Genomic DNA, 20,574 nt, shown 5'->3' on the forward strand with positions numbered 1-20,574 from the left:
GCTGTTGGTATATTGCGTGGTAGTCATTTTACTGGCTTACGCGCCGTGGAACTTGGGGCTGCTGTTCGTCGGCTGCTGCCTTTTGAGGCGATTGGATCAGCCGCATAAAATCCGCCGGATTGACGTTCGCGCCGAAGCCTGAAGCGGTATTCGTCAGGTTTCGAGACGCTATCTGGAAGGCCACAAGACGCTGCGCATCTGGTGAGAATTGGAGAGCCTCGTAGGCTTTACCCCATTTGGCCAAGCTCGAGGCGCCGGCTGGCGCGGACAGCATCTTTGCCGCTACACCAGCGCCCAGAAGGGTTGGAATAGCGGTATACGGTGATGTCGCTACCCATGCTGCAGTGCCGAGCAAGTTTGCGTTCTGCGCCGTCCCAGATGGGTTGCCAAATCGCTTGCCGATATCCTTGTAGCGCTGCGATATCTTGGCAATGTCGTCTAGCGCAGTGCGATACGGCCCGGAATTGCCAAACAGGATTGCTTTGGCCTGCGGCGTATATTTAGCCCATTCGGAGGCGTACAGGTCGAGCGAGAAGCCGCCCGTCTGTTTTGACTGCCCGAGATTCCTAATGATCGAGCCAGCCAAGTCGCCGCGATCTTTAACGGGGATGTTGCGCACGATATCAGCCAACGTCTGAACGTCAGACCGGCCGCCCGCTTTGGCATAAGAGTCGATGGCGTTGAAAAGTGCTTCGTCTGACTTGCCATTCTTCCCGAGGACAGCGCTTGCGAGCTCCTGCATCGGTCCGATATTGGTTTCCATCGGGCTTGGTTTGGTGTTCTTGGCAGCCTCTTCCAGTGTTTCGCGCGCCTGGCCACCGCGCCGAAGCGTATCGGCGTAGGCCCGCATGACGCCCTGCTGCTCTGGCGTGAATAGTCGGTGTGCTACATCTTGGCCGGAGCCATTCAGAAATTCGTGGATGTCGTTGATGATCTTCGCCGGGGGCTTGGCGGCCGTCCCTTCTGTTGCCTGAGAGAGACGATTCCAGACACCCCCACGGATGGCCTGGAGCGCCTCAGGATCGTTGCCAGTTGCATCAGCCAATCTTGTCAGAAGGCGGGACGAAACGCCCTTGGCCCCCACCTTGGAGGCTCCAACGATGTAGTTTGAAACCTCCTGCGGCGTGACCTCTCCCGTTACAATCCGATTGACAATCCTGTCTGCGTCATCCCGCGCGTTAAACCCGAACCGCTGGCGCCAATCTGCATTGGCAGCCCGCGCCGCACGGTAAGACTGCAACGCCTCGTCACTGCCCGAAAACAGCGCATTGTCAAAGGCATTCCCGATCCAGTCGTCAAAGGCTCCGATAACGTGGCGTGCAGCCCTACGATCGGCATCGTTTGTCGCAGCCCGAGACAGCGCGTTGAGCCGTTTGCGGGTTTGCTCGAGCCCCTGCATATTGACGGCCGCAACATTAACATCGCTGCCAGCGGGTACCGTCGAGGTGGGCGAAGCAACCCTGTTCGGAATGCGCAGCGACGAGATGTTGTCCAGTTCGGTCACCATCCGGGAGGCCGCTGGCGTCAACATCGGATCTACGACCAACCCCTGTTCGTCTAGCGAGCGCGTGACATCGGCGCGAATGCCTCGGACGGCATTGGCATCTATCGCCCCGTCACTGTTGGCGGCAACACCGTATAGCCGCTCCTTGGTAGCGTGGGCCTCCCGTTCGCCCTGCCGAAGTCGAGCAATGAGCGTCGCACCCATGTCCTGGGGGGACATATCGCCAACGGCACGCCTTGTGGCGTCTGCCGCATTGGTTTCAGCCGCGCCGATCGCGTCTCGGGCGCCTGTGTGCGCCCGCTCCCAATCAGCCAAAACCGCGGCATCACTCTGCGCCGCAGCGGCAGAGGCAGCCTGCGTCTCGGCTTCTGCCTGAGAACCGAGATTGCGTCCTATTCTGCTGGCAACATTCGGCCCGCTTCCCTCGCCATAGGAAGAGGCAATTGATTTGACCGCGTTCCCCAGTTGGTCTGTCATCTCGCCCGTGGCGCGTGGAATTGCATCACCGATTACTGGTAGATTGCGGATACCTTGCGCTGTCCTCTGCGTCGCCATGTTGTCGCTGGCAAATGCGCGTGGAACGTTAACCGGCTCCGGCGCTACTTCAGAGACGCGGCGCGCAGCATCAACGATTTCGTTGGTAGGAACGACTGGAGCTGGACGCGGAAGGTTTGGCGTCGGCGTCTTGACGGTTCCTGGCAACCCAATTCCGGGCGTCGCCAATTGCGCCGCAAATTCCGTGTACTCGCGAGGAATGCCGGTTACGTCCTCAACGGGCTGCCCGATAACCGAGCGATAGGCAGCACTGATAGGTGACGCGACATAGCCAATCGTGCCAAGCCCGACGTTCGCGGCGCCCTTTGCGGCGTCCCACAACCCGTCAAAACTTGCTTCCCTTGCATTGCCAAACCCTGTTGAGAGCTGACCGATGCCGCGCGAAACCTGATCTCGCGCCTCTTTGTTCATACGCTGGTAGGTCTCAGGGTAACTGGTGATCGGGCTGACGGCCTTTTCGATCGGAGACAGCTTCTGCCGTTCAGACAAGCCGTGGTCGGCCGGTTCAGCATCGGACTTTGCACCAAATGACTTTGCGATCTCATCGACGGTAGCATTCTGCTGGTCGGCAGACAGCTTTAGAAAGCTGTCGTCTACCTGAACAGAGCGTCCCTCGATGTTAAGAGTCGGCATCTATTGAATGCTCCACTTAACGCCAGTGCTGGTGACGTTTGGCTGGGAAGTATCGGACGACGCCCCTTCGCCGCCACCAAGAAGCGCGCTGCGCGTAGCGGGACGAACGCGGGAATCGAAATCCTTCTTCCCGGTCGTGTCTTCGTATTGCTTTTTGAGACCCTTCAGCTGGCCGGCCATCAGGCCTTTGTAGCCCTGAATTGCGCCCGATATCTGCTCTGGAGAGTTCGCGATCTGGAGCGGCTTTCTCAACTCCTCGCGATCGGCCAAGGCGTTGTTGGAGCCGATGATCGCCTTGGAGACTTCGGCGCCGACAATGGGTGCGACAGCCTGAACGTTCGTCGGCAATGCGGAGCCAGTTTCCGTGAGCCATTTATTGCGGAGCGAATTGATCAGGCGCACGTCGCCGCTTTTCAGGGCATCAGAGTACTTTTGCAGCGTATCGAGATGATCGATCGCCACATCAAACGAGCGGATGGCATTGCCTTGGGTGCCCGTTGCAAAGTCACGCATCGCCTTCGCGCGCGAGCCAAAGCTGTTCTGATCATAGGTCGGGTCGTACTGAGCAACAGCCGACAAAACCTGCTCGCGGTGGCCGCCCTTAATGGAGGTCGTGCGCGGGTCAATCTCGTAGTCGGCGATTTTCTTGATGTAGGCCTGCACGTCCGGCGGCTGGCTCTTCAGCCAGTTTTCGCGGCGCCCGGTCTGAGGATCAACCGCCGTAATGTCTACCGGAGGCTGCGGCGCTTGCGGCTGAGCGGGTTGACCTGGCGGCTGTCCCTGAAACCTCGCCGCAAAGTTCGGCTGAGCGTCCGCCACCTGGATCGGAGGACGCTGGCCCGGCGCCTTCGGAGGATCGTACAGACCGCTTGCAACCCCCTCGGCATCGCCAACCACTTTCGGGGTGGACGGCACAGGAGCGCCCGGCTGCCCGATTGTGTTGGGGTCTACAACGGTATATCCGCCGCCCGGTTGCCTGACCAAGAACTTTGAACCGCCGAGCGTCGAAAATTCGATTGGTTTCCCGCCGCCAGCCTGTGCCTCTGCTTCGGCTTTCGCCCGAGCAACACTCGCCAGATAGTTTGGATCAGCCGGCCCTCCAACAAGCGGAACAGCGGCATTATCCCCCTTTCGGACAAAGCCAGCCGGCGTCGGGTCGTCGGCCCGATCCGCAGCGCGCTTTTGCAGCCCGAACGTATCGACCCAGTGCTGATTTTCAATCGCCTGCTGCTTCAGCAGGTCTTCGTGGTTCTGTCGCTGGGCAAGAATAGAAGCCGCTTGCGGATCAACCTGAGCAAGCCCGAGAATGGCTCTCCCAAAATCGACTTTCCCGTCAGGCCCTGGCGTGGTTGCTTGCGCAAATGCATCACGCTTGGCCTGTTCAACACGATTTTTCTGGATCGTATCGCCGAGGCCAGAAAGCATGCTGTAGAAATCGACCGCAGGAGGTCCGAAGCCAGCCATGGATTAAGCCGCCTTTGCCGAGGGAGCGAAACCGCCAATACCCGATGCTTTCAGCCCCAAACCCGCGCCGCCGAGCAGTGTGTTCCAGAAGTTGCCTGAAGTTGAGTACGCAGCGAGATCGGCATTTGCCTGAGCTTGTCCCGATCCCGTCGCAGCATTCCACTGGTTCGTTGCCTTTTGGCCGGCGATGCCGGTATCAAGTCCGGCCTGCCCAGTAAGCACGCCAGCCCCCCCAGACACTGCGCTCTGGTTCGCACCCAGATAAGGTGCAAGCCGATTGACATAGTTGCCGTAATTCTGATCTGCGTAAGTCGTCGCAAGCTTTGCCGTGTCCGCGATCGTGTTGCCGCTCGCGAGAATGCCGCGTGAGGCTGCGAGACGATCGTTCGCGTTCGTTAGAAGGTCGAAACCAGACTGGTAACCAGGCGTAGAAGTGAACTGCGCCTTTGCTCGATCCAATCCCGCCTGCCCGTTAGCTCCCGTAGCGTCGCCATAGGCAGCAGAACCTGCGCCGGTCGAGCTGATCAGGCTGCTAAAGGGAGAATATGCCTGCCCGTAAAGTGCGTCAGCATTCGTCTGAGCGCCGGTGAGCGTCGTATTGGACTGATCGAGACCTGTCGCATAGCCCTGCTTGATGGCGTTTGCTGCATCTTGCGCAGGCTTCGTGGAAAAAAGATCGGTAAAAAGGCCCATCGTCTAAGCTCCGAAATTCCATTTCGACGAAGATGCGCTATACCGAACAGTATTCGTGTCGGCAGGCACCGCTGTCGTCACATCGGCCAAGTCAATCAGACGCAAGCGCTCAAGCGCCTTCAGAACGTCATACCAATCAGCCGTCCATCGAAACTGCTTCGTCACCGGGTCGATCTCGATCGGCGGAACATCTACCGGTGGAATACGAACGCGGGCCATCAAGCAGCTCGCGGATCATCTGACATCGTTCCAAACATGAACGACGAATAGACTGCGCTCGAAACATCAAGTCGCCACCTGCGCCCTTGCCAACTTGTGCGGCCCGTGCACGACACGAGCGAAATAAGCTGCCGCGGCTCAGACTGCCGACCAAGCTTGCGCAAGATCGGATTTGACCAAGTGAGTCCACCATCGTCCGACCACGAAATCTCTACTTGGGGATCGGTCTGGTCTGGATCCCGCCCTGTTGCGATGCCGATGCCGGTCGTAAAGTAGAAATCAGCCCTGCCAACCACGGAGCCGCCGGGGAAATCCATGACAGGCCCGCTTTCGATCCGAAGACGCAGCGGATTGCTAACCTCATCGTTCGCCGCAGTCTGAATGGACTGGAGGTTTCCGGTCTGGGTGTCCCCTGTTAGCCACTGGCCAAAGGCGTTGATCGCTCCGGAAATCCGTGATCGCGTCTGCTGATAGCTGTCTCGCTGCGCCCATTGCGAAGTCGAGATGTCGAGCACCCACGTCCAAGCCGGGGACGACAACTGAAAGAAGGCATGACCGCGCGAGATATACGCCGTGGCCTCTAGCGTCGTCTTGTCCGTGACAGCTTCAATCAGTCCCTCGATATCTGGAGTCGAAACCTTCGTCGGGGTGTAGCCGTCCAGTTTATAAATGCAGTTATCATCGCCGACAAAGATCGGACCACGGCTTAACCCATCTTCATATGCCGACACGCAATAAGGACCAGCGAGTCCTCGAGGAATAACGGTCGCGCGCGCGAACGGGAACGGCGTCGTTCCGGCGTCTGTCCAAACTTCAGTGGAAATGGTTCCGAACAGCAGTAGGCGGCCGCCCCATGCCACCACCCTGACCAACCCATCAGGCTTCGCCTCGGCCTTCCCGAATGAAAGAGCGTTGACCGAAGTCGAGTTCAGATCCGTCGCAAAGGCTCGACCATCGCCAGTCGTGAAGACCAGATAACCGTCAAGAAAATCCACCGAGTTGACCGCCGGGAGGTCGGGATCCGGATAAGAATTCGTGACAGTTGTCGGTGTGAAGGTCGCGACGTTACCATCAGGATCAACAAAGACCTTATCCGGCGTCGTGTTGTTGTTGGACGAGAAGAAACCGCGCCTGGTGCCGTTCAGGTTACCGATGTTGACCGAGGCTCCGCCTGCGGCAGTCCACTTTTCGAGTTTCCCATTGAAGGCGACATAGAGCACATTCTGAACGATGATCGCGCCACGGTAGCCTGACCGGCCGGCCGCCGTGCCGAAGTTCACCAAGCCGGGCCCACGTCGAATAACCGTCTTGTTCGGCGCCTGATCGCCGAGCTCTTCCGCGTATCCATTGATGATCCGGCCGCCGCCCTCCTGCGACTTTGCGCCTGGGGCCGTCTGGACCGGGAACGGGATTGATCGCTTCACCACGTAAAGTTACCGTTGACAATTCGCGGCCAAAACCGGCGACGCAAGGCGGGATCAATCTGCAAGGTCCGTCGTGTCCGGGCAGGCGCCGCAAGCGTCCGCAGCTTCTGCTCAGCAATCTGCGCCAATGCCTGCATCTTGGCATCTGCCGGCAGATTGAAAGCCGCGCAGGCCTCGTTGGCGATGTAGGCTGCCAATGGCAGGAAAGCGCTGTCCTCGATCGCACCATCTGATGGACCGAGACTGCCGGCGTCCTGAACATAATAGATGTCCAAGTCCGCAAGCTGCGCGACGGCCGGATCAACTATGCCGTCCATCTTGCTGGTTTCCTCAGGCGAGATGGACTGCCCCTGTGCAATGACGCCGAGGTTCGTCAGGCACTGATTGATCAGCTCAGCCCGAGATTTGGACATTCGCCGCCTCTTCCGCTGCCTTCAAGGCTGCAACCATCCGATCGCGGACCTCCGCGCGCGTGACGGCGTTGACCTTGATCGTGTCATCCGACCAGCCGCGGGCCTTGAGATAGGCGTCCGTTGCTGCGTCGATCTGCTTGTCGGTCGGCATCAGGATTCCGACTTTCCCTCGTCGGAAGTCTCCGTAGCCTTTTCCCAAGGCACCGAGACACCCTCGCTCTCGGCGTCGGCGCGATACTGCTTTTCAGCGTCCGAGCCCGGCACCATTGCGGGATGCGAGTAATAGCCCTTCGGCAGGCTCTCGCCTTCCTTGAGGTCGAAAATCCGGGCATCTTTCTTGCTATAGCCCCACGTCGCCGTAGTCTCGTCAGCCATTTCACACCTCCATCGGGAAAGAAAAAGGGACGGCCCGAAGGCCGCCCCGATGCTCTTTAGTTGGTGACGCGAACCGCGAGCCGGCGATCGACGGTCTTGACGCCGTATAAAACATCCAATCGCCAGTTGCTCACGTCGTTCGTGCCATCATAGTACGGGATGACGCGAACGCTGATCCCGTTCTTGCTGATGCGCGAGCAATCCACCGAGCCGGGCGGCTTCACCATCGGCACCATGCAGAGCGCAAAAGCGTTCTTGTCGAAGTACAGATTGGTCCCGTAGGCCGTATTCGCCGTTCCGACGAAGGTCAGCAACGCACCGCTGGCCGGGACCGCCGAGCAGTTCTGGAACGCGCCGGAGGTAATGATCTGCGGCGCGATGGTCAGCGTCAGGTTGCCAGAGGCGTCCGAGTTGAGGGTGCTTCCCGGAGCCACGGTGAACTGCTTCAGGATCGGAAGCGTCGCCTTGGTCACGGGGTTGACATCGAACACGCCGGCAATGGTGAACACGTCACCGACGTTCACACGCTGAGCCGCCGCAGCGGTCCATGCGTTGGTGATCAGCGTCTGGGTGTTGGCGCCGGTCAGGTCGTAAGCAGTGTTCTGAGCGGCACCGTTGACGGCGGGAGCGCCGCCCAGCGGGCCAACAGTGAACGTCGGCGCGTTCTGCGACATATAGGTGTCGATGCCGCCAACCTCGCCGATCCGGCCCTGACGATAGGCCTTGTTGTTGATCGCCTGGGAGAACAGAGCGGTCTGCGAACCGGCCATGCCCCAGTAATCCGCCGGGTTGAGGATTGCGGAACGGTTGCCCTGCGGCACCGAGCGCTGATCCATGTTCTGCGCGCCCTTGGCGAAGGCGGCAAAGGACCCCATCGGAGTGCCGGTCGTGGTACCAACCCACTGCGGGATGTCCTTGAACAGGGACATGACCGAAACATCGATCTGGTTGGCAACCTGAACCAGAGCGGGCTGAATCACGCGCTCGGAAAGCTGAGCGATATTCAGGGTCAACTGCTGGGAGGTGAACTTGAAGTCCACACCGGCGATCTGGTTGATCTGCAGGGTCAGCTTGGCTTCACTCACGTCCTGCGGCGATGCAGTGATCGTGTTACGAACCGTGAAGTCGGTCGGCTTGCGGATGGTGATGGTGTCACCGACCGTGTAGCCGTTGATCTTCTTGTCGAACTCGTCTTCGTAGCCACGATAGACCATGCCGGCCATCGTGAGCTCGTTTTCGAGGATGCCGACCGCAGCTTTCGCGATGATCGACGCATTGAGGGTAGTGTTAGCCATTGAAGCCTATTCCTTTGCGGAATGGCTCCCTCACCCGTATTTGCGCTTGAGCCATGCCTGAAGGTCCGCTTCAGGGCTTGAAGGGCTGGCGCCGCCTTTCGGCTTCGATAACGGAGGGGGAGCGGATGTTGCTTTCTTCGCTTCCGGCATCCGAACAGTGGCTTCCAGCCGTCCCATCGCTCGGGCCAGCTCGCGTCCGCTCATGCTGTTGAGTGCATTCAGCTCGTCGGGGTTCTTTGCGAGGTGATAGGCGATCAGGGCCGACTTATCCGACGACATGATCTCATCGAGCACATCGTTACGGACGTTGACGCCCTTCATTCCTTCCATGGCTTGATCGAAGTCCGCGATAACCTCGCGCGCGTCCTCGACCCGCTCGGCGTGCGCAACACTGCGCTCCCGAGCGACTTCAACCTGCCGCTTTTCGTGCTCTGACTGCTCGCGGGTCTTGAATTCGCCCTTGATGGCTTCCCGTGCGGCTTTGCCAGCGTCATACGCCGTCAGTGCACGTTGCCAGGCGAACCAATCCCCGTTGTAGTCTTCCTCACGCGGCGGCTTATCCTCGCCCTCGCCTGCGGTCTTCGCCGCTGGCGTCGAACGCCGGAGTTCTTCAATCTCGCGCTCTCGCGCTTGCAATTCGTTGAGCAGGCGCTGCTCGCGGAACTTGGCCCGCTGTGCACCGCTCGGCTTCTTCGGCTTGTCCTCGCCTTCGGGCTCTTCTTTGCCCTCCGGCTTGGCTTCGCCTTCTTCCTCTTCCGCTGCTTCGTCCTTGACCTCGGGCTGAGCATCAAGATCGATAATGCCGTCATTGACGGGCGTTGCATCCGTGGTCGTGTCGTCAGCCAGCGCTTCCGCCGTCTTTTCGTCGCTCATGGTTCACTCATGAAAAAAGCCGCCCCGAAGGACGGCTGCCAAATGCCCAGCACCGAATGCGCCGGACTATCTCACTGGACGCTCGCCGGCTCCTGCGGCTGTCGCATCTGTTCCATCGAAAGGTCGTGCTTCTCGCCCGCGCGGTTCGCGTTCAGGCCGAGAATGACCAGATCAGCCTCATGCCGATCCTGCTTATGCGCCCTATCCTGCCGGTGCTGATCGTCGCCGCGCACCATCTCGGCATCATGTCGCTCGATGTTGCGGAGTTCTTCCATATGCAGGCCGGCGGTCTCTGCACGCTTGAAACCGGCCTCGGCTTCTGCCTTCTGCGCCTCGGCAATCGCCTTGCGGGCCTTAGCCTGGGCTTCCAGCGCCTCGGCGCGCGCCTTGTCCAGCTGAGCTTGCACGACGGCCATCTGGACCGCTTCGGCCTGCTGAGCCTTCTGCTGCTGCTCCTGCTGCGCTGCCGCGGCCTGCTGTTCCTGCGGCGATGGCGGTTTTCCAGCGACACGCTCCCGCTGCTGCCGATCGGCCTCGAGCTTCGCCTTGATCGGAGGCGGCAACGCCTCTTCCAGCCGTTCGCCGATCTCCTGGGCGTGCGGCCAGTCCATCGACTTGGCGTAGATGTCACCGATCAGCGGTGCGGCCGGCGGGAATGCCCGGATGAACTCTGTCATGCCGTCCTGCGCCTGCTCACGCTTGGTCGCGTAGTTCGGGCCGGCCTCCATCACCACATCATAGGAGCCAGACGACATGTCATGCTGGATCTTCTCGACGCCTCCGATGATGATCGGCTTATTGATCTCGACAAAATCTGGCTTGCCGTCGTCGCCAAGGATCTGGATCGTCCGCTGCGTGTCGTAAATCTTCGGGAACAGCTCGTTGATGATCTCGCCGGTGCGCTCGATCGCCAGCGCAAAATTGTCGTGATAGACGAACGTCCCGGTATCGCCCTGTGCATCCCTGCGAGCAATGGCAACGCCGCTGGTTTCGTTGGACTTGGCACCGAGGCTGGCATCATAAATGCCGATAACGGCCTTCATATCCTCGGAATTGCGCTGCTTGCCCTCGATGATGGCCTGGGAGGCTACGGGCGGCTGAACCCGTTGGGGCGGTCCCGGCGCTGCCGGATCAGGCGTGTACTCCAGGAACGGATGCGCCTCGGTGTTGGCCGTTTCCCAGATGTCGTAATGATCCTGGAACTGCTTCTTGGTCCCGATCCATGGCGATTTCGGCTGAAGTGCGATCACCTCAGTTTCGGCCGAAGCGTAGTAGTTTTCCATCCGCTGAAGGTCGCGGGCATAGCGAACGATGCCGTGCCGGTAAATCTCGCGCCCAACACGCACTTCCTCGCCGATCACAGGCACGACCGGGATATTCATGCCGGGCCAGTCCTGCTCCTCAAGAACCTCCGCCATCGTGATCAGGTAGCGGCAGATTTTGTAGCTCTCGCGCTCCTCGATCCGGGCACCCTTCTGCTGAGCAAGCCAATCAAGACCGGTCTTGACCTGTTCCGGATCAAATCCCGCGATCTGGTCGGTCAAATCCTCGATCGAACCATCGGGAAGAAGCGCCAGCGTCCGCTTGATCGGCTTCTTCTTCCAATACTGCATCACGCGGATGCAGTCGTCCGTCGCCCAGCTATCGAAAGCCCCGGAAGTACAGCCGTAGATTCCGGTATCGAACCCATCAGCCTTGGCGTTCGGCCAAGCTTTTTTGAACTTAGCCGTCGTCATGTCGTTCGGGACGAAGCAATGATCCGCATCCGCCTTGTTCGGCAGGAACGAGTCCGCATCCCAGACGACAGACACACCGTCCTCGATGCCGACAACCCGCAGTTCCTGATTGAACGTACCGGCGTGGGCGTATTCCGTCGTCACGGCCCAGTGACCGATACCGCACGTCACCTGGCTGTCGGCGCCGGTGGTGTAAATGTGCTTCGCTTTGCTCCGGTTTTCCACATACCGGATCATGCCGGCGCGGATTTCCGCCGTCTCGATATCGGCCCCGCTATCGACCGGTACGACCTTGATGCCCGGGCGTGACTGCCGCATGTCGCCAGTCACCTGACGGACGAACTGAGGCAGCTTGTTCACGACATGGCACGGGCGACCCTTGCGAGCCTGCAATGCCAACGGATCCCACTGATCCTCAAGACGACCTCGACGGAACCGTAAATCCTCATAGGCATCGTTGATGTTGTGGCGCTCGCGCTCATAATCGCGCTCGTATTCCTCTAGCGCCTGACGATGCACCTCTTCCCAGTCGGAATTAGGCGCGTCATCCTTGTCAGGGGCGCTTTTGTCGGCATCGTTATCGTCGTAATCGTCAGCCATTACGCGCCCATCCAGCCGCCGCCGGCACGCGGCTTCCGCTCGCGCGAGTTCGGCGCGGTCTCAGCGAAGCGCTTCATCATCAGCGCGTACCGAGTCGCCGACAGGAGGTCGTCACGCTCTTTCACGATCTTGCCATCCTTGCGGTGGTATAACCTGAATTCATCGAACCATTCTTTGAGATGCGCGAAGACCTTGAAGCGACCGGTCTGCATCATGTCGAGCATTTCGATCACACCGGCCTCAACGCCATTGCCGCCGTCCTCGAACGTAGCGCGCTCAGGGAGCGTGTTCAGGCCCTGGTCGCTGTAGAGGCTGGCGAGCTGGTCGCCGCTCCCCTTGTCGTGCTGCAGGCCGTCGTGAGGCCATGCGCAGGGTATCCAGTCGCCCCACGGCTTGATCGACGCCGCATGAATGACCGGCGTCGATTTGGCCTCTCGATAGATGGCCGTCACGTACCAAACATCAGCGTCGCGATCCCAGGCACAGGACACGGCCGCGAACGGGTGATCCCATCCAAAGTCTAGCCCATTGATCCGAGCCCAATGCCGCGGAATCTCAACTGGGTCTATCGTGATCTTCTCGTCGGCGATCGGGAACACGCGACCGCTGCCGAGCGTCGGAATGCCCTTTACGCGCGCTTCCCGCTCGTGCTCCGGATAGCTCGCAATGATCGCTGCGCGCTGCGCAGGGGTGTAGTGCTCCGCGTCATCGATTGTCATCCTCACAATCGACCGGCTCATTCCAGCCCGCATTCCTGAATGAACATGTGCACCACGTCCGACATGCCGAGCAATGGCGTAAACGTCAGCATGGCGAACTGCCCCCGCTGCCCGTTGTTGGTTCGCGTCAGGCCCTCGGTGTAGATGTCCTGCGGCGGCTCCTCATCGAACCACACACCGTCTACAGTCGGGCCCTGCCACTTCTCGCGGCCCTTCTCGTAGGCCTTGAAGGCCACCACAGCGATGCCGCCCTGAACGTCGCCGCCGCCTCCCCAGCGAACCTGTACGTTATCAAGCAGATTAGGCACGCCCATAGCGCGATCCCAATCAACCAACGCATCACCAGGCAAAAAACCCGTCCCCCATTCCTCCTCTTTCGGAGGCGGACCCACCAGAATGCGCTGCGGGTTATCGCGCGTGCTCTCACCGGTCACGGATCCTGCCCAGAGCAGCGGCGACTTGTCGAAGACTGCGCCCTGCCACCAATCCGGATAGCGGCCAGTCGCATGGATCGCCCACTCAGCTCCACCAGCAACCGTCTTGCCGAGCTGGTTGCCCGCCATGAACAAGCGCTCGGTATGCTTTGCGCCGTTCGCGTGAAAGACCTTCTGCTTGCTGTACGGCTTGTAACGCTTGAGCTTAGTGCGTGACAGCCGGCGGCTGATCTCGGCCGCCAGCGCCGCCCTCTCCTTCAGAGCCGAGGAAAGGTCGAATGACGGAGTCGAGCTGCCTGATACGCTCGATAAGCTGCTCATCTGTCAGATCGGATTCATTGGTGATCTTCAGTTCCTTCGGCAGGATGCCAGCGATGACCTTGAGGTAAGCGTCGGGCTTCTCGGTGCGAACCTTCACGATCGCGGCCTCGCCGTGCTCCTGGAAGTCGGCATAGAGCTTCTGGATGAACTCCTCGCCGAGCTTGTTCCGGGAGCCCTTCGGGCGACCGGCGGGGTTGCCAGATTGGCCCGGCTTAAACAGATGTTCCGGCCGCTGTTCATTCTCTGTTTGATCAGTCATGCCGATTTCACCGACTTTCGGTCTACTTGCCTTTATCTGGCGTTGATCTAGGCTGATGTTACTACTTTCAATTTAGGAGAACTGCTGTGGCTGACTTCAAGCCGGGTGATACTGTGCGCCTTAAATCTGGTGGCCCCCTCATGACAATCTCGTCCATTCAAACGGATGGGAATATCTGGTGCCAATGGTTCGATAAGAACCAGGAACTAAAGGGCCAATCCTTTAAGCCGACAGTCCTTGAATCCAACGACGGCGGCCCAGTAATAGGATAGGCTTGGGCCGGTTCTACATAAGAAAGCCCGCCGCGGATATCTCCGGGCGGGCGCATCTATTCACTCAAGCTGATTTGCATGCCATTTGTGGCCATGTCGCTGCAGAAGTCAAGGGGTCAACCTAAAGTATAAACGGTTAGCGACGTTATAGCTTGCTAAAACGGTACGGAAGCAGGGGGGGGGCGGGATGACGGGGCTACCAAGCCATTGCAATAAGTGCGGACTCGTATTCGTATCCAACCTATTCAGCGTCGAGGGGGACGTCAGGAATATATCGTTTCAAGACATGTGGCTCAGCTGTCCCGGCTGTGGAGGATCAGCCCAAGTGATAGATGGCACATTTGACTTTGTCAGCAATGCCATCCGCGTAAAAAGTGCACCAGCCCGGACGCTTGCAATTCTTTCCGTCCTCCAATCGGCTCTACGAGATGCCGAACAGGGCAAGCCGGACGCAGAAGTTCTCTCTAGAATAGAAACAGCATCTCCCGAACTAGCCGGGGCTATTCAGAAAAAAGTCTCCGCGAGTGCGAAGCCAATCCTTGCGTCGTTGTTGTTCGCTCTGTTGGCAGGGTGCTCAATGAACACGACACTTGATTGGAACAAACTAATCGACCAGGTTCATGTTTATGCCACTGGAGCAGACCCTTACCCTCAAACCTCGCGACCGGCGGAGAGCCAGTCAAGACCTGAAGAAAAACCAAAGATGAGCAGACAGCAACAGCGCCACAAAGAACGCCAAGCCAAAAAGCAGCGGCGGCAGTCTGAGCGGCAGTCTTCAAAGAAACCCGACCGTTAGTGGGCGATATCTCCATCATCCAATGGCTCTCCAACGACATTGCTGCATCAACTCGTTATGCCAAACCATCGCGGCACTAGGATAGATGCGAAAGGCTGCGATCTCGATCGCTTGCGCGGCGCTCGGCGCCGGCAGATTGAACCATCCTCCGGATGTCCTGTTCGGCATCAGGTCACAATGGACGGCCTTGGAGATATTCGTGGCAATGCCTCTGTCAGGCACCCATAGCGCGCCCTCCAAAGACAATTCGGACGGCGACGAGGCCTGCAGCCGGGTAATCGTCGACGGGAGATCCTGTGAGTACCCGACGCGAGTCTTATCCGCGCTAGCCACCGCATAGACGCAGGCAAATCCCCCATTCCGCAGCGCATCGCGGATCGGTTTGGTGTAGTCGGCAAGATCGATCATGAGCGCCCCTCAAATCGAGCCGCCTTATACTGGCCGTCATGCCACCGCTTCCCATCCTTCATCCAGCCGACGCCGCCGATCCAGACCTTGCCGTGCGGGTTAACGACCGGGTTAACCCCAACCATGCCCCGCTCGGTCATGAAATTCGGCGGGTGCGCGCGACCGGCCGGCTCGTCGACGAGTTCGACCTCGACCTCCACGCCGCCGAACTGCTGGAGGATCAGCGCCACGGACCGATCGATTCGATTGTGGATCGTGCGCTCGCTGCAACGTTCCCGCTCTGCTATCCGCCAGATCGGATCATCGTGCGCCCAAGCCACCAACCGCTGGACGCCGCCGTGGTGATGCCCTAGCCACGCCAGCCAATCGGCCACCGTCTCAGCCTGGGCGATCTCCCGAGCCGTCGGCACGATCCTGACACGAGTTTCATTGTATCCGTAAGCCAAGGCGGCGTCGGCGGTCGCACGATTCCAGACCTGCGACACGCTCTGGAATTTGAGCTCGTTATCGCCGAGCGCGTCGAGCACCACGATCCCGCGCTTGATCGCGATCTTGAGGGCGGAATGCTGCTGTTTCGGCGTCACTGCAGCGTCTCCCGCTTGGCAGCGGACAACTCAGTGCCAGATCGCGCCAGGTTGGCATAGCGCATCGCTTCCTCGCCCATGAACAGGACGAGTTCGCCGAATAGGTCATCGCCCATCTGGGCACGGTGCTGTTCGAAGATTTCCAAGGTCATTTTCGTTGCCATCTCGCCGATCAGCGTCACCGTTTCATCCGTCCATGGCATCGGCAGCCGCGAATCCTTGATCATCCGAAGGACCGTGAGCCCACAGAGCTCGGAAGCGTCCTGCTTCCAGTTGGGATTGCGTTCCAGGAATTGCTCTGGCGTCATGGGCCGACGGGCTCCGCGGTTCCTGTAGCCATCGATCGCGAGTCGCCAACCGCGCGTGTAATGCGCGTAAACGCTCCAGGCGTGCGATCGAGCACCCAACTCACGGCGCTTTCGTCATGGACGATGGCCGCGTCCACGACGGGGTGCCGACGTTCAGCTGGATCCGGAACGGATCGAGCGTAGCAGGCCTGATAAGTGCCGCGGCGCCTACCCCTGATCCAAGGACCCTGGCGATGCCACGATCCAATTACCGGGTGTAGCCCTGCAATGTTGGGCGGTGCTGAGCGGCTGCCCATGGCATCAGCCAGCAGCTTGACGTGGTAGTTCATCGCGCCCTCCGTTGTCTTCAATGCCGAATTGCTTGCCGTCCGATCGCCGTATCCAAGGCACCGGCTCGATCCCGTATTCGCGCAAAATGCTGCAGGGGACCTCGCAGCCCTCTCGCCCGGGCTCACCACCGGGCCCGAACCAGGAACGGGAGTAAGCCGGCATCCTCATGTAGCCGTTCATCCACTTGTGCCAATCGACGGCAGCACCCTCCGTCGCGAAATTCGGAGCTGACGCTGGGGCAGCGGTCGGCAGATCATCCTCCCATCGGCACTGATTGAGCCACGTCACCGCCTGCGGGATGAACCTCGTTCCCTCTTGCCCTCGACGGCGCAGATCGGCGCGGTAGCGCTTGGCGCCATCGATCATGACCTGCTCGTCGACGCCGGATTCCACGGCGCGCTGATAGGCCTTCAGGGCTTCTTTCCGTGGATTGGGACCATCTCGGCGCGGGTACTCCGCCCAGAATTCGTTGAAACGTCCAACGCTCGCCGGAGCGCGCTTCGCGCGCGTCTGTGTTTGTTTTATTTGTTTATTGTTTTCTCGTTTGTCCCGCTGCTGTCCCGCGAGCGTCCCATCATCTGTCCCTGATTGCGTCTCGCTTTCTGTCCCGGTTTCATCCATCGACCCCTGATATTTTTCATAATTACATACGGTTATGATGAGTGGGTGCGTCCCGCGACGTGTCTCATTTTCAGTCCCGATCATCGTCTCGGTTTTTAAGCGTTTCAAAAAACGATCTACGCGCGACTTACTCCACCCCCACGCCTGCGCCATGAAGCGGACGGATGCGCAAAGCTGACCACGCTGGAGCTCGACAAGCGAACCAGCGACGTTGCGCTTGCGCGACCGATACGCCGCCTCACCGATCAGCCACTGGAACGCCTCACGCTCTGTGTAGGGCTCTGGCGCGAAGAACGGATGCTGCCAAAAGCCGCGATCGACGACATAGAACCCGCGCTCGCTCATGAGCCGTACCTCGACAAGTTGTCGACCGCAGAGAGGGCTGGATTGCACCACAGCTTGATCAGCTTCGTCGAACCCAGACGATTCTTACCGACGATCAGTTCCAGCTTGTCGCGCTGCTGCTCGCCCTGCTCCACCACGTTTGGGTCAAGGTCGCGCCAGCCGGGTGACCGCTCGATGTAGTAGAACGGCCGGTAGATCAGTCCGACAAAGTCGGCGTGCTCTTCGATGTTCCCGGAATCGCGAAGGTCCGCCATTGTCGGGCGCTTGTCGTCCCGGTTCTCCACCGAGCGGTTCAGCTGCGAGAGCATGACGACCGCGCAATCCAATCGCTTGGCCATGGTCTTGCCGGCAAGCGCCACCTCGCCCAGTTCGTGTACGCGCTGGCCGCGGTACCGATCCGACGACTTGATGAGGCCGAGGTAGTCGACGAAGACGGCACCCAGGCGCATGCCCGCCCGGGCGAAGACATCGCGGTCAATCCGGGATCGAGCTTCAATCTCCGCCATCGACAAGCCACCCGATGCGTCGATGCGGATTGCCAGTTTCGACATGCGTTCGGCCGCTTGGGCCACGCGATTTCGCGCGCCCTCGTCAAGGGAACCCGCGACGATATCGCGGTACGGGATCGGCATCTGGGTGTGAGCAAGCTCGTCGGCTACCAGCCGCGCCATTATTTCCTTGGTGTCGATCTCGAGCGAGAAAATCGACACGCCAGCCCCCTTCCGAGCAATGCGCCGTGCGGCGGATGCTCCGAGCACCGTTTTACCCATGCCGGGACGCCCTGCGAGGATGTAGAGGCGTCCCGATCTCCAGCCGCCGGCAATCGTATGGTCCAGATCCGCCAGTCCAGAGGGGACAACGTAGGAGCCGTCCTCATCGAGCAAGAGCGGCACGAAATCGCGGAACGAGCCTCGAACAGACGGATCGGTCGTTGCTGATGCCCGGAGCTCGTCGAGCTGGTCCCAGGCGCTGGAAATCGCGAGGTTAGGCAGCACCCCGTCGGCCGACGAACGCTGGAGATCACCAGCGACGCCGATCACCGCGCGCATCTGTGCGAGATCGCGCACGACACCGACGAACGTCTGTAACTCGGGCTCGGTGACCGCGGCCTCGCTCGACAGCCGGGCAAGGTATTGCGCGATGGTCATGCCCCGCCCGATCTGCATATCCGGGAAGGCATCCTTAAGCGTGATCACGTTTGCCACCTTGCCGGCGGCGATCATCTGGCTTGCTTGATGGAAGATTTGAGCGTGAAGGGGCTCAAAGAAGGCGTTCGGATCGATGGTACCGGCGATCAGGCCATAGCGCTTGTTGTTCAGCAGAATTGAGCCGAGCAGCGCCTGCTCGGCCTCGATATTATGAGGCGGTATCGGCGGAACGGTCATTGGCGGCTCGGAACCCCGCCATGGACTGCCGCTCGGGTCTCTCGGTCACCGACAAACTCGGCAAGGAAGCGTGACCACGAGCGGCCTGCGGCCAACCCATCCTCGATCGAGTTGGAAGCCATAGCCTTCTCGCGAGCCTCACAAAACTCGCGCCACAGCCGATCCACGCGCGTTTCAAGCTGCTTGATCTCAGCGGCCACTGCTTAGCCTCCGGAGTTCAGTTTCGACCGAAGGATCAATCCACAATGCGACACGTTCGGCCCAATGCGAGCCCGCCACGCCCAATCGCAGCAGTCCCTCAGCGAGGGATCGGCGAACTCGCCGCCTCCAGTAAGAGTTCGAGGCGAGCAATTCGGCTACGGAGTTCGGTAAGCGCATCATCTGTCCCGGCATTCTGCGCAGGCGGGGCCAACGCACGGAGTTGTTCGACTTCCTCGGCGCGGATACGCACGCGCCGGTCTCGGTACCAGACGTCCCGGATACGGCCCGGCGACCACCCCGTCAGCTTGCGCTGCAGGCGCCGGAATATGCCCTTGATGGACTCTCCGGCTTCGCCATCGCCAGCGATCTGTCGCAGGAGGCTCGAAGCCTCATCCAAAGTCGTTGATCGGCTCATTTCCGATGCCTTGTCGGATTTTTCCGATGCCATCCGTGCTTCTCCTTGTCTGGAGAGAGCACGGATGGCGGTTACGCCTGACGCTACTCACACTCAGCCGGCCGTCGCCGCGGCCTAGGAAACTTTGGCGACGTCCGATCACAATTGTTCAGCGCCGACCGGCGCCTGTTGAAGAGGATCCAGTGATGAAGGTTCGGCACCGACATCGCCGGCAACCGGCGCCGCCGTCGCGGCAGTTGCACCTAGCTCTAGCGATCGCGCGGTATCGGGCGTGGGATGCTGATCTGATCGATAGGCACGGTCCGCTGTACTATCGGCGGATGGGGTTCTCGGTGCATTAGGCGGCGGGTACAGGTCTGGCCGCTGAATATGCCGCGGGATTCCTGTCAATCGCTCGACCTCTAAGACCCGGCGAAGTGGCACCCGCTTCCACTGAGATATAGCTTGCGGCGTAATCGCAAGTCCGGCGGCCAGAGCGTCACCGGTTCCGACGGCTCTGATTGCAAGTAGGAGCGCTTGGTCTTTCTCAGCCATGCCGCCGTATAAAGCATAGCTTGAGTTTAAAGTAAAGCGTTGCTTTGTTTACAGAGTAAAGCCATGCTTTATCATGCTGATATGGATACAAAATCGATCGGAAAACGCATTGCCGAAGCTCGCGCATTTGGCATCGGAAGGCGAGTAACCCAGGCCGAATTGGCGAACGTGCTGGGGGTTACTCCACAAGCAGTATCGGGCTGGGAGCGAGGCGAAGCAACTCCCGAGTCCGACAAGCTCATAACGATCGCTAACTTCTTGGGAATCTCGACCGGATGGCTTCTAGGAGGCGAAGCCATGGATGCGGCACCAACGCCGAACGACCGTCACACGGTGTTTGTTCGGTTGATGGACGCATTACCCGCCAGCAAATTGTCCGCGCCGATGACGCCGACCGCGTCAGAGCAGTACCCTTTGATCATTATGAGCAATCTCGGTCGCGGTGAATATATCGCCCTCACTGTCCAAGGCGACCCAATGGATAGGATCTCCCCACAAGGGTCGATTATCGCCGTGAACAAGGCCGACCGAGTCTTGGTGCCTGGAAAGCCGTATGTGTTCTGCCACCGCGGAAAAGTGGCGTATCGAATATGGCGTTCCGATCCAGCGCGGCTGCAGCCTTATTCGACAAATCCCATCCACGAACCGATCTACCTCAAAGACCAGACCGAAGCTGAGCAGATCCTCGTGGGGCGCGTTAGGCGCACGACGCTGGACCTGTAACCGGGTCAAGCCGGCGCCGCTATGCCCTGCGGTCGCAATGTAAAGCATTGCTTGACTATCAACTAAAGCTATGCTTTATACACTCCATCGACAGACTGGAGCTCGCCGATGGTCCGGAACCGCAGCCAGATTTCC

Annotated in this window: 22 protein-coding genes and 1 pseudogene; 3 read left to right on the forward strand and 20 right to left on the reverse strand. The window is 59.8% G+C overall.

Annotated elements, in window-relative coordinates; all coding sequences use genetic code 11:
* Positions 1–28: 28 nt before the first annotated feature.
* The 13 genes and pseudogenes from CO675_RS26960 to CO675_RS27015 form a co-directional block, all read right to left on the reverse strand.
* The gene (locus CO675_RS26960; RefSeq protein WP_097674868.1) at positions 29–2,692 is read right to left on the reverse strand and encodes a hypothetical protein; all 2,664 of its coding nucleotides are present in this window, start codon (positions 2,690–2,692) and stop codon (positions 29–31) included.
* Positions 2,693–4,156, reverse strand: a complete 1,464-nt coding sequence (locus CO675_RS26965) for a hypothetical protein (protein WP_097674869.1) — start codon at positions 4,154–4,156, stop codon at positions 2,693–2,695. It lies immediately after the preceding gene.
* A 3-nt stretch (positions 4,157–4,159) separates the two neighbouring features.
* Positions 4,160–4,849 carry a hypothetical protein gene (locus CO675_RS26970; protein ID WP_097674870.1) on the reverse strand — a complete coding sequence of 230 codons (690 nt, stop codon included), beginning with the start codon at positions 4,847–4,849 and terminating at the stop codon, positions 4,160–4,162.
* Between the two features lie 3 nt (positions 4,850–4,852).
* A complete protein-coding gene (locus CO675_RS40140; protein ID WP_143279124.1) occupies positions 4,853–5,068 on the reverse strand; it encodes a hypothetical protein in 216 nt (71 codons plus the stop codon).
* Complete coding sequence (locus tag CO675_RS26975) at positions 5,068–6,495, reverse strand: packaged DNA stabilization protein (protein ID WP_097674871.1); 1,428 nt, start codon at positions 6,493–6,495, stop codon at positions 5,068–5,070. Before CO675_RS26975 ends, CO675_RS40140 begins: the two co-directional genes overlap by 1 nt.
* Entirely contained in the window at positions 6,489–6,905 is a 417-nt protein-coding gene (locus tag CO675_RS26980; RefSeq protein ID WP_097674872.1) for a hypothetical protein, read from the reverse strand. The genes CO675_RS26975 and CO675_RS26980 overlap by 7 nt, the downstream gene beginning before the upstream one ends.
* Positions 6,886–7,056 carry a hypothetical protein gene (locus CO675_RS40680; protein WP_158231309.1) on the reverse strand — a complete coding sequence of 57 codons (171 nt, stop codon included), beginning with the start codon at positions 7,054–7,056 and terminating at the stop codon, positions 6,886–6,888. The genes CO675_RS26980 and CO675_RS40680 overlap by 20 nt, the downstream gene beginning before the upstream one ends.
* The gene (locus CO675_RS26985; RefSeq protein WP_097674873.1) at positions 7,056–7,280 is read right to left on the reverse strand and encodes a hypothetical protein; all 225 of its coding nucleotides are present in this window, start codon (positions 7,278–7,280) and stop codon (positions 7,056–7,058) included. Before CO675_RS26985 ends, CO675_RS40680 begins: the two co-directional genes overlap by 1 nt.
* Before the next feature lie 56 nt (positions 7,281–7,336).
* On the reverse strand, positions 7,337–8,575 hold the full coding sequence (locus tag CO675_RS26990; RefSeq protein ID WP_097674874.1) for a P22 phage major capsid protein family protein: 1,239 nt from the start codon (positions 8,573–8,575) through the stop codon (positions 7,337–7,339).
* Positions 8,576–8,605: 30 nt separating this feature from the next.
* A complete protein-coding gene (locus CO675_RS26995; protein ID WP_097674875.1) occupies positions 8,606–9,448 on the reverse strand; it encodes a hypothetical protein in 843 nt (280 codons plus the stop codon).
* A 71-nt stretch (positions 9,449–9,519) separates the two neighbouring features.
* Positions 9,520–11,784: a portal protein gene (locus CO675_RS27000; protein ID WP_097674876.1), complete on the reverse strand. Its 2,265-nt coding sequence runs from the start codon at positions 11,782–11,784 to the stop codon at positions 9,520–9,522.
* A pseudogene (locus CO675_RS41565) lies at positions 11,784–13,258 on the reverse strand (terminase large subunit domain-containing protein). Before CO675_RS41565 ends, CO675_RS27000 begins: the two are co-directional and overlap by 1 nt.
* The gene (locus CO675_RS27015; protein ID WP_143279125.1) at positions 13,143–13,517 is read right to left on the reverse strand and encodes a DUF5681 domain-containing protein; all 375 of its coding nucleotides are present in this window, start codon (positions 13,515–13,517) and stop codon (positions 13,143–13,145) included. Before CO675_RS27015 ends, CO675_RS41565 begins: the two are co-directional and overlap by 116 nt.
* Positions 13,518–13,630: 113 nt before the next feature.
* Here CO675_RS27015 and CO675_RS42030 point away from each other — a divergent pair, with 113 nt between their 5' ends.
* Positions 13,631–13,789, forward strand: coding sequence for a YodC family protein (locus CO675_RS42030; protein ID WP_502693412.1), 159 nt, complete (start codon positions 13,631–13,633; stop codon positions 13,787–13,789).
* 325 nt (positions 13,790–14,114) lie between these two features.
* Entirely contained in the window at positions 14,115–14,585 is a 471-nt protein-coding gene (locus CO675_RS40145; protein ID WP_143279127.1) for a hypothetical protein, read from the forward strand.
* A 15-nt stretch (positions 14,586–14,600) separates the two neighbouring features.
* Here the strand turns inward: CO675_RS40145 and CO675_RS27025 are convergent, their stop codons facing one another.
* The 7 genes from CO675_RS27025 to CO675_RS27060 form a co-directional block, all read right to left on the reverse strand.
* Positions 14,601–14,993: a hypothetical protein gene (locus tag CO675_RS27025; RefSeq protein WP_097674880.1), complete on the reverse strand. Its 393-nt coding sequence runs from the start codon at positions 14,991–14,993 to the stop codon at positions 14,601–14,603.
* Complete coding sequence (locus CO675_RS27030; RefSeq protein ID WP_097674881.1) at positions 14,990–15,577, reverse strand: DUF6362 family protein; 588 nt, start codon at positions 15,575–15,577, stop codon at positions 14,990–14,992. Before CO675_RS27030 ends, CO675_RS27025 begins: the two co-directional genes overlap by 4 nt.
* Positions 15,574–15,885, reverse strand: a complete 312-nt coding sequence (locus CO675_RS27035) for a hypothetical protein (protein ID WP_097674882.1) — start codon at positions 15,883–15,885, stop codon at positions 15,574–15,576. The genes CO675_RS27030 and CO675_RS27035 overlap by 4 nt, the downstream gene beginning before the upstream one ends.
* A gap of 300 nt (positions 15,886–16,185) precedes the next feature.
* Positions 16,186–17,181, reverse strand: coding sequence for an LvrA C-terminal domain-related protein (locus CO675_RS27040; RefSeq protein WP_097674883.1), 996 nt, complete (start codon positions 17,179–17,181; stop codon positions 16,186–16,188).
* The gene (locus CO675_RS27045; RefSeq protein WP_097674884.1) at positions 17,178–18,566 is read right to left on the reverse strand and encodes a replicative DNA helicase; all 1,389 of its coding nucleotides are present in this window, start codon (positions 18,564–18,566) and stop codon (positions 17,178–17,180) included. Before CO675_RS27045 ends, CO675_RS27040 begins: the two co-directional genes overlap by 4 nt.
* A gap of 298 nt (positions 18,567–18,864) precedes the next feature.
* A complete protein-coding gene (locus CO675_RS27055) occupies positions 18,865–19,215 on the reverse strand; it encodes a hypothetical protein (RefSeq protein WP_143279129.1) in 351 nt (116 codons plus the stop codon).
* A 105-nt stretch (positions 19,216–19,320) separates the two neighbouring features.
* On the reverse strand, positions 19,321–19,716 hold the full coding sequence (locus CO675_RS27060; protein ID WP_097674887.1) for a transcriptional regulator: 396 nt from the start codon (positions 19,714–19,716) through the stop codon (positions 19,321–19,323).
* 63 nt (positions 19,717–19,779) lie between these two features.
* Between CO675_RS27060 and CO675_RS27065 the strand changes: the two genes are divergently transcribed.
* Positions 19,780–20,439 (forward strand): XRE family transcriptional regulator, encoded by a 660-nt coding sequence (locus CO675_RS27065; protein ID WP_097674888.1) that lies wholly within the window; start codon positions 19,780–19,782, stop codon positions 20,437–20,439.
* Positions 20,440–20,574 lie beyond the last annotated feature (135 nt).

The sequence above is a fragment of the Bradyrhizobium sp. C9 genome (genome assembly GCF_002532045.1).
Lineage (GTDB): Bacteria > Pseudomonadota > Alphaproteobacteria > Rhizobiales > Xanthobacteraceae > Bradyrhizobium.

What these genes read in the sequence shown, in the direction of transcription:
- CO675_RS27025 (WP_097674880.1), bottom strand. Translation starts at nt 14,993, where the DNA reads ATGATCGATCTTGCCGACTACACCAAACCGATCCGCGATGCGCTGCGG.
- CO675_RS26980 (WP_097674872.1), bottom strand. Translation starts at nt 6,905, where the DNA reads ATGTCCAAATCTCGGGCTGAGCTGATCAATCAGTGCCTGACGAACCTC.
- CO675_RS26965 (WP_097674869.1), bottom strand. Translation starts at nt 4,156, where the DNA reads ATGGCTGGCTTCGGACCTCCTGCGGTCGATTTCTACAGCATGCTTTCT.
- CO675_RS27055 (WP_143279129.1), bottom strand. Translation starts at nt 19,215, where the DNA reads ATGGCATCGGAAAAATCCGACAAGGCATCGGAAATGAGCCGATCAACG.
- CO675_RS26990 (WP_097674874.1), bottom strand. Translation starts at nt 8,575, where the DNA reads ATGGCTAACACTACCCTCAATGCGTCGATCATCGCGAAAGCTGCGGTC.
- CO675_RS40680 (WP_158231309.1), bottom strand. Translation starts at nt 7,056, where the DNA reads ATGCCGACCGACAAGCAGATCGACGCAGCAACGGACGCCTATCTCAAG.
- CO675_RS26970 (WP_097674870.1), bottom strand. Translation starts at nt 4,849, where the DNA reads ATGGGCCTTTTTACCGATCTTTTTTCCACGAAGCCTGCGCAAGATGCA.
- CO675_RS40140 (WP_143279124.1), bottom strand. Translation starts at nt 5,068, where the DNA reads ATGGCCCGCGTTCGTATTCCACCGGTAGATGTTCCGCCGATCGAGATC.
- CO675_RS27060 (WP_097674887.1), bottom strand. Translation starts at nt 19,716, where the DNA reads ATGGCTGAGAAAGACCAAGCGCTCCTACTTGCAATCAGAGCCGTCGGA.
- CO675_RS26985 (WP_097674873.1), bottom strand. Translation starts at nt 7,280, where the DNA reads ATGGCTGACGAGACTACGGCGACGTGGGGCTATAGCAAGAAAGATGCC.
- CO675_RS27065 (WP_097674888.1), top strand. Translation starts at nt 19,780, where the DNA reads ATGCTTTATCATGCTGATATGGATACAAAATCGATCGGAAAACGCATT.
- CO675_RS27015 (WP_143279125.1), bottom strand. Translation starts at nt 13,517, where the DNA reads ATGACTGATCAAACAGAGAATGAACAGCGGCCGGAACATCTGTTTAAG.
- CO675_RS26995 (WP_097674875.1), bottom strand. Translation starts at nt 9,448, where the DNA reads ATGAGCGACGAAAAGACGGCGGAAGCGCTGGCTGACGACACGACCACG.
- CO675_RS27045 (WP_097674884.1), bottom strand. Translation starts at nt 18,566, where the DNA reads ATGACCGTTCCGCCGATACCGCCTCATAATATCGAGGCCGAGCAGGCG.
- CO675_RS26960 (WP_097674868.1), bottom strand. Translation starts at nt 2,692, where the DNA reads ATGCCGACTCTTAACATCGAGGGACGCTCTGTTCAGGTAGACGACAGC.
- CO675_RS27035 (WP_097674882.1), bottom strand. Translation starts at nt 15,885, where the DNA reads ATGACGCCAGAGCAATTCCTGGAACGCAATCCCAACTGGAAGCAGGAC.
- CO675_RS27040 (WP_097674883.1), bottom strand. Translation starts at nt 17,181, where the DNA reads ATGAGCGAGCGCGGGTTCTATGTCGTCGATCGCGGCTTTTGGCAGCAT.
- CO675_RS27000 (WP_097674876.1), bottom strand. Translation starts at nt 11,784, where the DNA reads ATGGCTGACGATTACGACGATAACGATGCCGACAAAAGCGCCCCTGAC.